Origin of the sequence: Moritella marina ATCC 15381 (genome assembly GCF_008931805.1) — a bacterium.
GTDB lineage: Bacteria > Pseudomonadota > Gammaproteobacteria > Enterobacterales > Moritellaceae > Moritella > Moritella marina.
On sequence record NZ_CP044399.1, the window covers coordinates 1,653,104 to 1,669,258 of the forward strand.

General features: G+C 38.4%; 15 protein-coding genes. 8 read left to right on the top strand and 7 right to left on the bottom strand.

The features are described from left to right. Window positions 1-32: 32 nt before the first annotated feature. From FR932_RS07420 to FR932_RS07430, 3 genes are all read left to right on the top strand, one after another. Window positions 33-884 carry a MaoC/PaaZ C-terminal domain-containing protein gene (locus tag FR932_RS07420; protein ID WP_240532355.1) on the top strand — a complete coding sequence of 284 codons (852 nt, stop codon included), beginning with the start codon at window positions 33-35 and terminating at the stop codon, window positions 882-884. 3 nt (window positions 885-887) lie between these two features. Beyond that, entirely contained in the window at window positions 888-2,699 is a 1,812-nt protein-coding gene (locus FR932_RS07425) for a long-chain-acyl-CoA synthetase (protein ID WP_019440087.1), read from the top strand. 129 nt (window positions 2,700-2,828) lie between these two features. Continuing rightward, entirely contained in the window at window positions 2,829-3,560 is a 732-nt protein-coding gene (locus tag FR932_RS07430) for a copper homeostasis protein CutC (RefSeq protein WP_019628764.1), read from the top strand. Window positions 3,561-3,598: 38 nt separating this feature from the next. On the opposite strand, the gene FR932_RS07435 is transcribed toward FR932_RS07430, so the two are convergent. Further along, window positions 3,599-3,922 carry a YqfO family protein gene (locus tag FR932_RS07435; protein ID WP_019440085.1) on the bottom strand — a complete coding sequence of 108 codons (324 nt, stop codon included), beginning with the start codon at window positions 3,920-3,922 and terminating at the stop codon, window positions 3,599-3,601. A gap of 174 nt (window positions 3,923-4,096) precedes the next feature. Here FR932_RS07435 and FR932_RS07440 point away from each other — a divergent pair, with 174 nt between their 5' ends. After that, window positions 4,097-4,894, top strand: a complete 798-nt coding sequence (locus FR932_RS07440; protein ID WP_019440084.1) for an ion transporter — start codon at window positions 4,097-4,099, stop codon at window positions 4,892-4,894. Window positions 4,895-4,969: 75 nt separating this feature from the next. On the opposite strand, the gene FR932_RS07445 is transcribed toward FR932_RS07440, so the two are convergent. Beyond that, the gene (locus tag FR932_RS07445; protein ID WP_019440083.1) at window positions 4,970-7,717 is read right to left on the bottom strand and encodes a hybrid sensor histidine kinase/response regulator; all 2,748 of its coding nucleotides are present in this window, start codon (window positions 7,715-7,717) and stop codon (window positions 4,970-4,972) included. Between the two features lie 95 nt (window positions 7,718-7,812). Between FR932_RS07445 and FR932_RS07450 the strand changes: the two genes are divergently transcribed. Both FR932_RS07450 and FR932_RS07455 read left to right on the top strand, forming a co-directional pair. Continuing rightward, complete coding sequence (locus FR932_RS07450; RefSeq protein WP_019440082.1) at window positions 7,813-8,292, top strand: hypothetical protein; 480 nt, start codon at window positions 7,813-7,815, stop codon at window positions 8,290-8,292. Between the two features lie 3 nt (window positions 8,293-8,295). Continuing rightward, window positions 8,296-9,351 carry a hypothetical protein gene (locus FR932_RS07455; RefSeq protein WP_019440081.1) on the top strand — a complete coding sequence of 352 codons (1,056 nt, stop codon included), beginning with the start codon at window positions 8,296-8,298 and terminating at the stop codon, window positions 9,349-9,351. A gap of 98 nt (window positions 9,352-9,449) precedes the next feature. Here the strand turns inward: FR932_RS07455 and FR932_RS07460 are convergent, their stop codons facing one another. Together FR932_RS07460 and rluF are read right to left on the bottom strand one after the other, a co-directional pair. Next, on the bottom strand, window positions 9,450-10,106 hold the full coding sequence (locus tag FR932_RS07460; protein ID WP_019440080.1) for a hypothetical protein: 657 nt from the start codon (window positions 10,104-10,106) through the stop codon (window positions 9,450-9,452). 9 nt (window positions 10,107-10,115) lie between these two features. Then, window positions 10,116-11,321, bottom strand: a complete 1,206-nt coding sequence (gene rluF, locus FR932_RS07465) for a 23S rRNA pseudouridine(2604) synthase RluF (protein ID WP_019440079.1) — start codon at window positions 11,319-11,321, stop codon at window positions 10,116-10,118. A gap of 262 nt (window positions 11,322-11,583) precedes the next feature. Here rluF and FR932_RS07470 point away from each other — a divergent pair, with 262 nt between their 5' ends. Beyond that, window positions 11,584-12,432: a CvfB family protein gene (locus tag FR932_RS07470; RefSeq protein ID WP_019440078.1), complete on the top strand. Its 849-nt coding sequence runs from the start codon at window positions 11,584-11,586 to the stop codon at window positions 12,430-12,432. Between the two features lie 86 nt (window positions 12,433-12,518). Here the strand turns inward: FR932_RS07470 and FR932_RS07475 are convergent, their stop codons facing one another. The 3 genes from FR932_RS07475 to clpS form a co-directional block, all read right to left on the bottom strand. Continuing rightward, complete coding sequence (locus FR932_RS07475; RefSeq protein WP_019440077.1) at window positions 12,519-12,884, bottom strand: hypothetical protein; 366 nt, start codon at window positions 12,882-12,884, stop codon at window positions 12,519-12,521. Between the two features lie 82 nt (window positions 12,885-12,966). Next, entirely contained in the window at window positions 12,967-15,243 is a 2,277-nt protein-coding gene (gene clpA, locus FR932_RS07480; protein ID WP_019440076.1) for an ATP-dependent Clp protease ATP-binding subunit ClpA, read from the bottom strand. Between the two features lie 48 nt (window positions 15,244-15,291). Next, on the bottom strand, window positions 15,292-15,606 hold the full coding sequence (gene clpS, locus FR932_RS07485; RefSeq protein ID WP_019440075.1) for an ATP-dependent Clp protease adapter ClpS: 315 nt from the start codon (window positions 15,604-15,606) through the stop codon (window positions 15,292-15,294). 262 nt (window positions 15,607-15,868) lie between these two features. Here clpS and cspD point away from each other — a divergent pair, with 262 nt between their 5' ends. Then, the gene (gene cspD / locus FR932_RS07490; protein WP_019440074.1) at window positions 15,869-16,090 is read left to right on the top strand and encodes a cold shock domain-containing protein CspD; all 222 of its coding nucleotides are present in this window, start codon (window positions 15,869-15,871) and stop codon (window positions 16,088-16,090) included. Window positions 16,091-16,155 lie beyond the last annotated feature (65 nt).

Below are 16,155 nucleotides of genomic sequence, written 5' to 3' on the forward strand. Positions count from 1 at the left end.
AACCGATTATCTCGCTTTTATATGTGAAAGCAGTGGTCAATACAATTGTTAAAACACTGATGAACACTTGGTCGACACAAGTGTGTACTGAGCAATTTAGTATCAGTGGACAAAAAATAGATCAGCGAAATTTAAAGCAATATATTAAATGCTGTGGGTTTAATAACACAAACTATGTACCGGTTACTTATCCATTTGTGATGATCTTTCCATTATTGATGAAACTCATGACATCAACACAATTTCCGATATCTATATTAGGACTAGTCCATTATCGAAATCGCATAACACAACATCAACCGATAGCATTAAACGCGATATTGACGAGCACATGTCGTGTAATTAAGGAGTACATAACGGATACAGGACGTTTCATTGATACTCATATTGATGTGTTTGTAGATGGACAATTTGCGTGGGAGTGTACATCGACATTCTTACAGAAAACGAAACAGCGAAAAACGTGCCAACGATCTCAACGTTCCAGCGGTGAGAAAATAGTAAATACGCCAGCGAATTATGCTTACGAGCCGATTTCATTGTTTAAATTTAGTCCTTTTGACGTATATAAATATGCTTATATCTCCAAAGACACAAATCCAATCCATTTACATTTTATCCCAGCGAAACTAATGGGGTTTAAAACAGCAATAGCACATGGCATGTTTGCTAAAGCACGCGTGCTCGCACAGTTAGAAAACTTGATTGATATTCAACACATTAGTATTGATGTTCAATTTAAAAATGCTATTTTTTTACCTTCTCAAGTTTGTTTGAACGTCGCATTATCACAGCAAAACAACACATTTAGTCTAACCAAATTAAACCAACGCGTGACCCATTTATTTGGTGTCATAACCCCTCTTCTTGATAAAAAGAATTAGCTTATGACTGTTATAACCGGCAAACAATTCCTGAAAAGTACCATCAATCTATTAAAAACCCCAAAGCCAATCATCAAAGGCTTATGGCACTTACAACAAGCAAAGCCCGAACGTTTTATGTCTATTGGTTTATTACTAGAGCAGCAAGCTGTCAATAACTCTGACTTGATCGCAATACAATTTAAAGACCAGCGTTATAGTTACGATTCATTGAATAAGCAAGCAAATCAATATGCCCATTTCCTTCATGAATACGGCATTGGTAAAAATGATAAAGTCGCCATCATGCTCGATAACAGGCCTGAAACCATCATTATTGCCCTCGCAGTTGTCAAGCTTGGCGCGATTGCTTGTATGATAAATACGACACAACGGGATTCAATCCTCGAACATAGTCTTAGCGTGGTCGATACCAAATTACTCATCGCAGATGAACTATACACATCCGCCATTAATAATATTGAAACCAATTTGTCATCGACATTACAACAGAATGTCTTTTACGTACCCGCTTTAGAAACGCCAGACATGAGTGATGGTTATAAAAACATATCTACACTAGTCGCAGGATATTCAGTATTGAACCCTGAATCAACAGCACAAATACAGCTTAAGCATTGCGCGTTTTATATCTTTACCTCGGGAAAAACTGGACTGCCAAAAGCAGCAAGAATGAGCCATCACCGTTGGTTTAAATCCATGGCAGGCATGGGGATGGCATCATTACGCTTAACAGCTGATGATGTATTGTATTTATCACTCCCCCTATACCATAACAATGCACTGACAGTGTCATTAAGCGCCGTGTTTGGTAGCGCAGCAACCCTCGCACTTTCTGAAAAATTCAGTTCAAGTCGCTTTTGGGATGAAGTTCGTGCTCATAATGCCACTGCGTTTACTTACATCGGCGAGCTCTGCCGTTATTTATTAAATGTACCGCCTAGCAATAAAGACAAACAGCATAATATAAAGAAAATCATAGGTAATGGATTACGCCCCGAAATTTGGGATCATTTCCAACAACGTTTTGGGATCGAGCATATTAATGAATTCTATGGCGCCAGTGAGTGTAATCTTGTGTTCTCCAATGCGCTGAACTTACCGCATACAGCGGGGGTTACTCCACTTGCTTTTACCGTCATACAATATGATATTGACAATGACAAACCTGTGTATAATGCGAAAGGGAAAATGACCAAAGTAAAAACGGGAGAAACAGGGCTACTGCTAACAAAGATAACTAAACGTTCACCATTTGATGGTTATACCGATGACAACGAAAGTAATAAAAAGCTATTTAAGTCAGTATTAAAAGACGGTGACTGTTATTTTAATACCGGCGATCTCGTTCATTACCAAGGTTATCGCCATATTTCCTTTGTGGATAGATTAGGTGATACATTCCGCTGGAAAGGTGAAAATGTCGCCACGACGCAAGTAGAAGCTCAAGTTAACGATTTTGTGCAAATTGAGCAAAGTGTGGCTTATGGTGTCAAGCTCCCACATCACGATGGCCGAGCAGGCATGGTCGCGCTGACTTTGAATTGCCCTATTCATGAATTTTCAGCGTCTGAATTCTATCAACATGTCAATGCGGCACTACCAAGCTATGCGCAACCAATATTTGTACGTCTTCGTGAGCAGCAAGACATTACAGGTACGTTCAAATACAAAAAAACAGATTTGAAAAAAGAATCATTTCACCCTAATCCAGCCACTGAAACAGTGTTAATAAAGCACCCAGGCCAGAAAAGTTACACGATGGTAGATAACAACGCGATAACGGCTATTGAGCTTAAAAAACTGTCTTTCTAATCACAATACGGCAGTATTCTGCCATAATAATTGATCTAGGCGAGCTAAGTCGCCTTTTCCCCTTTCATATTGTATAAAACGACTTATGCTGGCTTTATTATTTTTAATAAACTTTTTAAAGAGAAGTATATGACAATGACAATAGAAGTATGTGTCGATAATATAGAATCACTGCTGACGGCTCAAGCATCTGGCGCCGATCGTATTGAGTTGTGCTCGGCATTAGCATTAGGTGGCTTGACCGCCAACGCAGGTTTTGTACAAAAGTCTATTGATCTAGCAACGATCCCCATTTATGCCATTATTCGCCCTCGCGCCGGTGATTTTGTATATAGCGAACAAGAAGTTGATATTATGGTTTCCGACATCAAATTCATGAAGTTACTCGGTGTCCAAGGGGTCGTTATTGGCGCGTTAACAGCAGATGGTAATATTGACGAGCCAGCTTTAAAACGCTTAATGGTGGCATCACGTGATCTCGGCGTAACCTTCCACCGCGCTTTCGACTTGTGTAATGATCCACAACAAGCCTTGGAGACCTTGATCACTGCTGGTTGTGAGCGTATTTTAACCTCTGGTCAACAAGCTCAAGCGCTAGAAGGCTGCGCCTTAATCCAAACGTTAGTTAACCAAGCAGATGGTAGAATTAGTATTATGCCTGGTGCAGGTGTAACTCCTGCCAATGCGGTAGAGATTATCAACCTTACGCAAGTAACAGAGTTACACCTGTCGGGAAAAACCACTAGAACAAGTGTAATGAAACCTAATTCAGCAGTAAAAATGGGATCTGAATCGGATAGTTTAATATCGATCACTTGTGCCAAAACTATCGCTAACATGGTCAAAATTGCTAATTGCTAACCTAGCACAGCGAACCAATTAAGTGCAGTGCATCTAACTTAAGGTAACTCATCAAGATTCAATGTTTGCAGAATATGATAAGCAGGTTCTTCATAAGGGTGCGCAGCAATAAGTGCATTTATTGCTGCCCTTACATTTTCTGCTCGACAAACCATTTCTACTCTAAACTCATCAACGAATTCAACCTCATTTAGCTTACCAATATGTGGCTGGCTACCAAGTAAAGGTTGGAACTGCCCAGTCCCCAAACATTGCCAAGCACAACTATCATAATCACCGATGGTGCCAGCTCCGACGTTAAATAACGCCTGTTTTACTTCTTCAACATTAACTTTAGGTACGTAAAAAATAATAACAAACATAATTCTCTCCTGTCGCATGATAATCTCATCGCTACATGACTAACATATACAACGATCTTGGTCTGAATACACGACGCGCGGTTGAATAATACGATGACATTGATGTAAATATATTTTGTCTTGCTACTGACTAAGGTTTATATTAACAAAATCAATGAACCGAGGCAGCAGATTGTGAAAACGAACCTTAAAAGTGGCACCAAAAACAACAGTGATGTAAATCCATTTCAGATTTTCATGCTTATTTTATCACTTCATGTGGTCGTATCATCACTACTGCAACTTATTTTTACCTTTTCAAGTAACGTCACTGAAATATTAACGAGCGTAGATAATACGATTTGCTTATTCTTTTTCACTGACTTTGTAATTCGCTTTCACCAAGCTGAGAATAAATTTCAGTTTATGAAATGGGGTTGGATTGACCTACTGTCGAGTATTCCGATGGTCGAGCAACTGCAGTTTATTCGCATAATTCGTATCGCTAGAGTATTAAGATCTATTCAGAATATACGCTCATCAAAAATTATCTTAAAAATGATTTTTGAACATCGGTTTAAAGCCACCTTTTCGCTGGTATCTGCGATATCCTTCATCCTTGTCACCTTTGGTGCTATCGGTATTTTATTGTTAGAACAGGATCAAGTAGGCAGTAACATCAATAACGGCATCGACGCACTTTGGTGGTCATTTGTGACAATAACGACTGTTGGTTACGGTGACTACTACCCCGTCACCACTGGCGGACGTATCATTGCGGCATTACTCATGACTGCAGGTGTCGGTCTCTTTGGTACGTTTACCGGTTTCATATCATCCTGGTTTGTCGATGGTGGGGAAGAGAGCCTTAAAAATACAACAAGTGTGGGTGAATTAAAAACTGAAGTTAGCGATTTAAAGCAAGATATTGCCGAACTAAAAGTACTCATTAGCCAGCAACATCAGCTATTACAATCCCAAAAGGATAATTAACAGCATTTACACACACTAAACATGTTTACACATAAAAAACAATATTTACAAATAAGAAGCTATATTGACACTATCTTAAGCAACTTTTGCGAGTCGATCTATTTTGTCCATAAGTAAATCCTTCTTAAACGGTTTCGGTACATAATCGTCCATACCAACATCAAAGCAACGTTGTATATCAGCGTCAAGTACACTCGCCGTCAATGCTATGATCGGCGTTGGTGTTGTTGCAGATGACACCTCCCACTCTCGGATGTGTTCAGTTGCAGTAAAACCATCCATAATCGGCATCATACAATCCATTAAGATTGCTTTATATTTGAATTCACCAGACGTCACTTTCGTGACAGCTTCCTCACCGTTGTTGGCGATGTGACTGTCGTAACCACACTGCTTAAGCAAGAGTGTCGCTACTTTTTGATTAATCAAATTATCTTCTACAATAAGTATCAGATTATTAATACTATTATCGGCACTGTTATCAATACTGCTGTCAATACCAGTATCGGTGCTATCACTCTCAACACTTACCTGTTTAGCCTTACCCTGTTCTAATAAAACGCCTGCTGCATTTTCTTTACCGCCGAAAGATTCAAGTTTATTAACCAGCGCGGCTTGAATTGTGTTTAATAGACGGTTACCAAGTAACGGTGTTGTCACTAAGCCATCAATACGATGGTCAAAATCATATTTCTCGTCTTTATGAGACTGCACGACTACAAACGCATGCTTAAGCTTAAGTTTGTTTAAAAAATCGATTTCTTTTAACGTTAGTTGAATGCTTTTTTGACAGTAGATTATCACTTGTTCTGCGTTTTCATCTAATACATTACCGGCTAAATGGTGAAGGAGATCCTGCATATACGCTATCGATACAACGTCCGTTATATCACTACGTAATAATTCAGCTTGTATTTTCACACTTGAATCGATTTCATTTGTGATCACGATAATTTGAGTATTCGTTTCTACAAATTTCTGCGTTCTAATGTCTACAGCAATATCAGCCTCAATCGTGAAGAAGAAATCACTCCCCTTACCTTTCCCTGAATTAATATCAATTTGTCCACCCATCAATTCAACTAATTGTGTGCTAATGGCTAGTCCTAAACCAGTACCACCAAATTCACGGGTAATTGTGCCGTCTTCTTGGGTAAAGGGTTCAAAAATTTTCTTTTGTTTATCTGCTTCAATACCAGTACCAGTATCAGCAACAGAAAAATACAACTCGGCGCGGTTATTAGCCAATTGTTTACACTTGAGTGTTAAACAAACCGCACCGCTATTCGTAAATTTAACAGCATTAGACAGTAGATTCATTAACACTTGGCGCAATCGATGCTCATCAAGTAATAGATCATCAGGTAACTCAGCATCGATATTAACAACAAGGTCTAGGTGTTTGAATGCCGCACTCGGGATAACAATCGCGACGGTGTCGTAAACAACTTCGCGTAAATTACAATTATGATGTGAGATAGCTAAGTGGCCAGATTCAATTTTTGAAAAATCAAGAATGTCGTTAATTAATATTAGTAACGTTTGTGACGAATTTTCAATGATCGCGAGATAGTCTTGCTGGGTCGGTGTTAGTTTTGTGCTCGATAAAATATTGGACATACCGATGACACCATTGAGTGGCGTTCTAATTTCATGAGACATGTTGGCCAAGAATGAGCTTTTCGCCACATTGGCCTGTTCTGCTGACTCCTTAGCTTGAATAATATGCCTTTCATTAATGTAGCGCTCTTCAATGAGCTTATTAAGCATTTTTGCAAACGCACTAAATTCATCTTTGCCATCGATGCTTATTTTAAGGGAATAATCATGGCTGTTTTCAATACGCGTTAACGTGGTAATAATTTCTTTTAAATTACCAATAATCCGTTGTATTAACATCCAACCTAAGTAAGACGCACAGAGTAATAATGCGGTAATAAAAATTGAAAAGGCCATCACATGCATTTTAGCTTCAGCAACCTTGGCTTTAATTTTGACTGATAAATTAGCCCCAACATTTGACACAACTTGGTTTATTAAGACCAAGCGTTTATCCAACGCTGATATGTCGTAATTATTTGTTGCTTTAAAGTGTCCGTTTTGAATCAAGCTGCGTAATGCATAACTGTCTGTGAATACTTGATCTGAAAATGTACTTTGCAATAGTGATATTTGGTTGTTGTCAGCACTAATGGAAATAAAGCGTTCGATAAAAAGCTGCTGTCTTTCGACGATTGGCTGTAATAGAGGCTTTATATCCAGGCCAATATCTCTGACGATTAAGTTGATGTACCAATTTTCTTCATTGGCCCAAAAGTAAAGCCATTGCAATTGATATAATACCTCAATATTACTTTCAATCTCATTATCCTTAATATCAAGGCTATTTTTTTCAAGAATAAAAAGTAACTGACTTGTTGAATCTGATATCCAGCTTGACCAATCATTGACATCAGCAGCAGCAATGTCAATAAACTCTTCCTCGACACCTTCAAGATCAGATAATAAATCAACTGCAGCACCACTATCCTGCAGCGCTAGCGGGGCTAATTGCTTTAATCTATTCACCGATGCTGTGAATGCATTCAACTCATCTATCGGTGTAACGGCATCACTTGCTAACGCATTAACTCTCATATTGTGTAATAGCGCATTCAAATTTTGAGACTCGGTTAACAACTCCAATCGGTATTTTAATTTATCAAGTTGGTTTAATGTTGAAACAGACTCACTGACTCGATCGCCAATCAACAACGTGAGTAATAATAAAGGGCATAATAATAAAATGATTAGCCGTTTTTTGATCGATACCGTATTTAGCATAAGATTATGACTTCCATGTAAAAATTTATTTGTTATTTACTCTTTTTCTGTCTAACTTGAATGATAGATAACAGAACTAAAATTAGCAGGTAAACATGTTTAAAGGATTAAACTTACGCAGTTTTTGCGTCACACTACTCATTATTTCGATCTCAGCACCGCTTTCTGCCAACGCAAAAGAAGAGATAACCGAAGATGAAGGTCGAAGTTTTGCTGTATTTTCATTAAATAACGACTTTCCTGAACTCAGTAAAAGTAAAGTAAGGATGATCTATAAAGGAAAAGTAAAACGAATTAATAAAAAAAATATTAATCTTGTTGATTTGACCGATGATGATAATGATAAAGCTGATTTTTACGATGGGTTACTGGGTAAATCGTTATCACAAATGAACGGCTACAGAGCAAGTTTAGCTTTTTCAGGTAAAGGTAATTTACCAACAACCATATCTGATAATGATATTGCGTCCATTCTCGATTGGTTAGAAGCAAACCCTAATGGCATTGCTTACGCCACCATCAAGTCATTACCAGAAGATGTTAATGTTTTATTCGTTTTAGAACCGGAGGAATAAAGCATGAATATATCTACATATTGCTTTACGGCAACAGCACTTACACTTACAACTTTCGCAGCGAATGCAAAAATCAACGTAACTGACGATATTTCATTAAGTGGATTTGGCTCTACGTCAATCACACAATCTGATAATGCAACCCCCTTGTATGTAAACAGAGAGATCACTGACGATACTTGCTACGATTGTGATACAACATTTGGTTTACAAGGTGATATTCGTTTTAACGATAGCTTTAATGCATCGGTTCAAATCGTCAAGCGCCCGCAGGATGAATGGTCATCACCAGAATTAGAATGGGCTTATCTTGGCTATAATGTTTCAGACTTTAATTTAAAAGTAGGTCGACTACGATTACCGCTATTTCTCAGTTCCGAATACTATTATGTCGGACAAGCTTATACATCAGCACGTCCCCCACAGGAAGTATATAATTCTATTTTAGGCATTACATCTTATGATGGTATTTCAGGAACATGGGATATTGAAATAAATGATGAAAGTTACTTAACATTGACACCTTATGTAGGCGTTGAAAGTAAGGGCGAAGTTAATATTCGCACCACTAATTATGATTTTGATATTGAAAAAACATTCGGTTTCCACAGTGAGGTAAGTGGCTTTGATTATCGAGTCATGTTTAATTACGCTCACTTTAAATATGCTGTAGATGTAACCTTACCAGGTATACCAACTCAGCAATATCCTGCTGACAACATCAATATTTATACAGTAGGTCTTGAGAAATCATGGGATAAATTGATGTTAACAACAGAAGTCTTAGTCGATACCATGCATTTCAATTGGTATTCCAGCTTAGCGTATAATATGGATAAGTTTACGCCTTATGTGACCTATGCAGAGTCACATCATAATCAAAAAAATAACTCATTATTATTCGGTGTACGTTATGATTTAACAACGACAATATCGCTAAACGCGGAATGGAAATATACCGATGCAAATTCGGGGGATAACGGCGAGTTAATTGCAGATCCTGTCGATGGCGATCTGGATGCACAACTATATACGGTGATGGTTAATTTTATCTTCTAAATTATTTATTTCATCTTTTTTAGACAAAAAAACCACGTGGTGATGGCTAAACATACCCACGTGGCTAATTCAAAATTTGAGTTATCAATACAACAAATTTAGGACTGACTCTCGACGATATCAGCGATAATTTGCGTTCGTTCAGCGGCTGTCATGGTCAAATATAAACGACTAATACGCACTGAGTAGCCGAATTTATCTTTACCTAATTGTTTAACAAGTTCAGGTAGCAAGACAGTATCAAGATGGAATGTTTTAATGTAATGTTCAATCGCGTGCTCGACACTCACAAATTCGGTACCATCAAAACTAAATCCACCAGCGTCATCATCTGGATCAAGAGGAATACCATCGAGACATAAAGGCCAGCCGATATAGTTAACCCTTGCTTGAACCATGGTATACATCATCCATGCACTGCGTTTAAACCCTTCAAATGCAGCACCTTCGAACTCAGAATCTTGCAGTTCTTGCTCTGTCCAATTAGATCCGATACTTAACGCTTTTTGGTATTTACGCGTTAAAGCCGCTTTAACAACGTTGCGATATTGATAAATAGACTGGCAACGCGCTTTCTTAACCACAGATAAACACTCGTCACACGCAGGCACAGACAATGGTGCATGCGGCGCTTTATGCATATCGTCTATCAAAAACGGGATGTTAACGTTTAAGTGCGATGGTTCGCCACAAAACAAGCATGTATAGCGAACATCAAACGGGATATCGATTGCAGGATAATTGTCAGCAGACATGATATTCAGTTACTTCTTTTTCAACGTTAAAGTACCTTTAACACGTGGCGCTGCTGGTTCCGACTTAGCATTCGCAAGCTTTGCTTTTTCACGGTCGGCGATAATACTAAAACGCGTCGCTGGTTTTTTATGACTTTTACGCTTTTGAGCTGATTCGAAACGCGCTCTTGAAGCGATTTGCTCATCCGAAAAAGACGCGGAGTTATCTTCTACAACGTGATTTGATTCTTCAATCACACTGGCATTCGCTTTTGCGTTTTCAGTCCAAAAATTAGTTGTTGAATCATCCTGCTCATCAACGCTAGTACTTGCCTCTTGCTGGTTATCAGACCAAAAGTCTGTCGCTGGGGCATCACTTTCAACTTGTCCAGGTGTTGCTGCGTAATCACCATAACCAAAGCGTTTCTGGCGTGCTGCACTATTCACACCACGTTTCGAGTGCTGACTTTTTGTTTTCGGTTTTTCTTGGCCATAGTCTGACGCTTCTTCAGTACTGCTAGAGCTTTCAACCATGCTGTTTATTTCAGCCATTTCTTTATCAGTAAGTAAACGCCAGTCACCGGTTTTTAAACCTTGCATATCAATATTCATGATACGTGTACGCGTTAGTGATTTAACTTGGAATCCAAAATGTTCACACATGCGACGGATCTGTTGGTTAAGACCTTGCGTTAAAATGATCTTAAATTCAAAGCGACCTTCACGCGTTACTTTACACGGTTTAGTCACTGTATCGAGGATCGGTACACCGCGAGCCATGTCTTTTAAGAATCGGTCAGTCACTGTGCTATCAACTTTAACCATGTATTCTTTTTCGTGCGCGTTACCAGCACGTAATATCTTATTTACGATATCACCGTCGTTGGTTAAAAAGATAAGACCTTCTGAAGGCTTATCAAGTCGACCAATTGGGAATATTCGCGTGTTGTAATCAATCAGATCAATTACATTACCTTGTATGTGACGTTCTGTTGTACACGTAATGCCTGCTGGTTTGTTTAAAGCAATATAAATGCGCTTTTGCTTTTCTTTAACAGGCTTACCGTTTACAGATACCACATCATCATCTGACACTTTAGTGCCCATTTCTGGAATTTTACCATTAATGGTTACGCGACCTTGTTCAATCAAGCGGTCAGCCTCACGGCGAGAACAGTAACCCGTGTCACTGATGTATTTATTAAGTCGTGTTAGTTTGATGTCTTGTTGTGTCATGATAATTTATACTAATATTAAAGGAATTTGGAACTGCGTTAAGGTTTTGAGAATTTGAACTTCAGAAAGACCGCAATTAAGTGGCCGAAGTATAACAGAAGGCATTATTATCAAGCAATATTAGTGCATATATTTAACCGTTGAAGTAATTAATATTAATTCACCCGCAAATATTGGGTTTTTTTCACGCTTCGTGGTACATTGCCCACATTATTGGGTGAACTATAATAACCCTCATTATTTCAAGACAGAGCAAAGAATTATGGCAGAATTAGGTAAGTTAAATACCTTAGAAATTATCAAAGAAACTGGATCAGGTTTCTACCTGGACGGCGGTGTATTAGGCGAAATTCTATTACCTTTTACAAACTCACCATTGGATATAGATATCGGTGATGAGCTTGAGGTATTTATCTACCTTGATTCAGAAGATCGTATCATTGCAACAACGCAAAAAGTACTTGGTGCGGTTGGCGAATTCGTCATGCTAAAAGTTAAACAAGTAAACAACGTTGGTGCATTCCTTGATTGGGGTTTAGATAAGGACTTGTTAGTACCTTATAGCGAACAACGTACTCCACTACAAGTTGGTCGTGAATACCTTGTTGCTATCTATTTAGATCGAATCCACGGTCGTATTACAGCAACAACAAAACTTGATCGCCATGTAGACAATGTACCTGCACGTTACAAGATCCACGAAGAAGTTGAAATCACGCCAGTTGATCCAACAGAGCTTGGTTACAAAGTGATCGTAAACAATACCCATTGGGGTGTTGTTTATAAAAACGAAATGTTTAAGAAATTAAACCGTGGTGAAAAACAAAAAGCATATATCCAAAAAGTACGTGAAGACGGCAAAATTGATATCCTGCTTAACGAACCTGGTCACGGTAAAGTATCAGACTTTAGCCAAGTGTTATTATCAGAGCTAAATAAACACGGTGGTTTTATGCCGGTGACTGATAAAACAGATCCTGAAACAATCTCACGCTTATTTGGTGTTAGTAAGAAGACATTCAAAAGCGCAGTTGGTCAATTATTCAAGAAAGGTATCATTGATATTGTTAAGACGGGTAACGTTGGCTTACAAGTTAAAGACACTGAATAACCTTAACTATACAACCTGATGAAATAAAAATGGAAGCCAATTGGCTTCCATTTTTCGTTTAAGTCGTTACGATACGAATCGAAGTATCAGTGTACTATTTGCGATATAGCGACGTTGGCTTGCTTGTCCATTTCTGCAGAACCTAAAATCATAATCAGCTCATCATCAGAATACGCCGATAAATCATTCGCTTGTTCTATAATGTCTTCCATAACGGGGTTCAACTCACCATTATGAACTCGGTGCCATTGATAAAAACTAATCAGTAAAACTTGTAATACATAACCTTCATCTAATAAGGCTATATCGATACCACTTTCTAATGCCACAGCTTCCAATGTTTCAATATCAAAGGAAATACTACCGTCATCATCAAGTTCTAGTCCTAATGAATCAAAATTAATCCCATCAGGGATACTAATTTCGACTCTAGTTAATGCGGATATATCCATATTGCATTCCCTCTTTAAGTCAAGCATAGGTACAAAGTAACACTAATTCGAAAAAAAACAAGCTTATACCGTATACAACAAATTATGTTTCTGTTGTTGCTGTAACCTTAACATCTGTAAAGGTAAAAGCTAATTCATCGTCTTTCAACTGAATGTCAACCGCGCCGCCATTTGACAATTTACCAAACAATATTTCATTCGCTAAGTTACGCTTGATTTTATCCTGAATAACACGCGCCATTGGTCGTGCCCCCATGGTCTTGTCATAACCCTTATTCGCTAACCATTTTCGAGCATCGTTTGACACATTCAATGCGACTTGTTTATCATCTAATTGGGCTTCTAATTCAACTAAGAACTTATCAACCACCATATGAATCACATCCATATCTAAATGATTAAACCAAATGATATTATCTAAACGGTTACGGAATTCAGGCGCAAATAACTTATTCACTTCGCCAAGCGCATCACTATTATTGTCTTGCTCTTTAAAACCAATAGACTGACGTACTGTTTCTGTTGCACCCGCATTTGTCGTCATCACAAGGATAATATTACGGAAATCAGCTTTACGACCATTATTATCGGTTAACGTACCGTTATCCATCACTTGCAACAGCAAGTTAAACACATCAGGATGGGCTTTTTCGATTTCATCTAGAAGCACAACAGCATGTGGTTGCTTAATAACAGCATCAGTTAATAAACCACCTTGATCATAACCAACATAACCAGGAGGAGCACCGATTAAACGTGATACGGTATGACGTTCCATATACTCCGACATATCAAAGCGGATCAGATCAACACCCATAATTTTGGCTAAACGCTGAGTTACCTCTGTTTTACCAACACCAGTAGGTCCTGCAAATAAGAACGAACCTATTGGTTTACTTTCAGCACCTAGGCCTGAACGTGATAAACGGATCGCATCAGTCAATACTTCAATCGCAGGGTCTTGACCAAACACAACCATTTTCAGATTACGCTCTAAGTTCTTAAGGACATCTCGATCATTCGAAGAGACTGATTTTTCTGGTATACGCGCCATCTTCGCCACAATCGATTCGATCTCACTAATACCAATCGTTTTCTTACGCTTATTAACAGGTAGTAAGCGCTGTTTAGCACCCGCTTCATCCATTACATCAATTGCTTTATCAGGTAGTTGACGTTCATTAATGTATTTTGCAGATAATTCAGTCGCGGCACGAAGTGCTTTCGCGGTATAACGAACATCATGATGCTCTTCGTAACGAGATTTAAGTCCTTGTAGGATCTTAACTGTGTCGTCGATAGAAGGTTCTATTACGTCCACTTTTTGGAAACGTCGGGCAAGGGCGCTGTCTTTCTCAAAAATTTGGCTGTATTCAGAATATGTTGTTGAACCGATACAACGTAGCGTACCGTTACTAAGTAGCGGCTTGATTAAGTTCGCAGCATCAAGTTGTCCACCAGACGCAGCACCAGCTCCGATGATAGTGTGTATTTCATCAATAAATAAAATAGCATCATCATGTTTCTGTAGCTGTTTCAATAACGATTTAAAACGTTTTTCAAAATCGCCACGGTATTTAGTACCAGCAAGCAACGCACCAAGATCAAGTGAAAATACCTGCGTATTTTTCATTACATCTGGCACTTCTTCATGCACAATTCTGTACGCAAGACCTTCCGCAATCGCTGTTTTACCAACACCTGCTTCACCAACCAATAATGGATTATTTTTACGACGTCGACACAAAATTTGAATAGTACGGTTTAGTTCTTCTTCACGTCCAATTAATGGGTCAATACGTCCCTCAACAACTGACTTATTCAAATTGGTTGAGAAATTTTCTAATTTTGTTGATTGATCTTCGCTGTCATTAGTTGCTTGTTCTGAAGCATCTTGATTGTCTTCAACATGCGGTTCTTCATCATTTTTGCGAATACCGTGTGAGATAAAATTAATCACATCAAGACGACTCATGCCTGATTTTTTTAAAATATAGGCCGCTTGGGACTCTTGCTCACTGAAAATAGCAACAAGTACATTGGCCCCTGTTACTTCGTTATTACCTGACGATTGCACATGAAACACTGCGCGTTGCAAAACGCGTTGGAAACCAAGTGTAGGCTGCGTCTCTCGATCTTCGTCAGATTCAGGTAAAATAGGTGTCGTTTGTTCTAAAAAGAGGAGTAGTTCATCACGAATAGCGTCTATATCACCAGAGCAGCCTTTAATTGCTTCGCTGGCAGACTTGTTACTTAGTAGTGAAACCAGTAGATGTTCGACCGTCATGAACTCATGACGATTTTCACGTGCAGTTTTAAACGCTTCATTCAGCGTAATTTCTAGATCTTTGCTTAACATAGGCATCTCCCTATAACTACGTGTTGCGTAACATTGCCATCATTACGCTTATGCTTGTTCCATGGTACATAATAAGGACTGTTCGTTGTCTTTTGCATATTGCATTACCTGTGATACTTTTGTTTCCGCTATATCAGCCGTAAATACACCACAAACACCCCTGCCCCGATAATGAACAGTTAACATGATTTGGTTAGCCTTATCTATATCCATAGAAAAAAACCTTTGCAGTACATCTACAACGAAATCCATTGGAGTATAGTCATCATTATTCAAAAACACTTTGTAAAATGAAGGTGGTTTTAACTCTTGCTCACTTTCTATACTTGTTTTGAAATCAATCAGTTCATCTAACTTACTCATAATTCTATCTTAGTACCTATCACAGATTTGGGCTAATAACTTTCAACCTTTCGTCTCAGTTTACCTCATTTTAACCATTTTTAGGAATATTAACTTGACTATAGTTGCGAATAAACTAAATTTATTAACAAGATGTATTTATTTACGATCAATTATTTAACTTTATTGTTGATAATTACATACATCTATTCTCCTTAAGTTAATAAGGATGATGACAGTTCAGTAATCAAACAATTTGCAATTACAGAAAGGATGCAGAAGTATGGCAACCGGTACGGTTAAATGGTTCAATAATGCTAAGGGATTCGGCTTCATTTGCCCAGAGTCTGGTGGTGATGATGTGTTCGCACACTTTTCAATTATACAGATGGATGGATACCGAACGTTAAAAGCGGGACAGCTGGTAGATTATGAAATTGACCAAGGACCAAAAGGCTCACACGCGATTTCTATTTCGGCGCATGAGGCAAGCGACATAAAATAACCGCCTTCTATCGTGATAAAAAGCAGCTAAGCTGCTTTTATTTTTCAACTTTACCAAGTTAACAT

Coding starts and splice junctions, on each gene's coding strand:
- FR932_RS07455 (WP_019440081.1), top strand. CDS start 8,296: ATGAATATATCTACATATTGCTTTACGGCAACAGCACTTACACTTACA.
- FR932_RS07470 (WP_019440078.1), top strand. CDS start 11,584: ATGGCAGAATTAGGTAAGTTAAATACCTTAGAAATTATCAAAGAAACT.
- rluF (WP_019440079.1), bottom strand. CDS start 11,321: ATGACACAACAAGACATCAAACTAACACGACTTAATAAATACATCAGT.
- FR932_RS07435 (WP_019440085.1), bottom strand. CDS start 3,922: ATGTTTGTTATTATTTTTTACGTACCTAAAGTTAATGTTGAAGAAGTA.
- FR932_RS07445 (WP_019440083.1), bottom strand. CDS start 7,717: ATGCTAAATACGGTATCGATCAAAAAACGGCTAATCATTTTATTATTA.
- cspD (WP_019440074.1), top strand. CDS start 15,869: ATGGCAACCGGTACGGTTAAATGGTTCAATAATGCTAAGGGATTCGGC.
- FR932_RS07430 (WP_019628764.1), top strand. CDS start 2,829: ATGACAATGACAATAGAAGTATGTGTCGATAATATAGAATCACTGCTG.
- FR932_RS07425 (WP_019440087.1), top strand. CDS start 888: ATGACTGTTATAACCGGCAAACAATTCCTGAAAAGTACCATCAATCTA.
- FR932_RS07450 (WP_019440082.1), top strand. CDS start 7,813: ATGTTTAAAGGATTAAACTTACGCAGTTTTTGCGTCACACTACTCATT.
- FR932_RS07460 (WP_019440080.1), bottom strand. CDS start 10,106: ATGTCTGCTGACAATTATCCTGCAATCGATATCCCGTTTGATGTTCGC.
- FR932_RS07475 (WP_019440077.1), bottom strand. CDS start 12,884: ATGGATATATCCGCATTAACTAGAGTCGAAATTAGTATCCCTGATGGG.
- clpS (WP_019440075.1), bottom strand. CDS start 15,606: ATGAGTAAGTTAGATGAACTGATTGATTTCAAAACAAGTATAGAAAGT.
- clpA (WP_019440076.1), bottom strand. CDS start 15,243: ATGTTAAGCAAAGATCTAGAAATTACGCTGAATGAAGCGTTTAAAACT.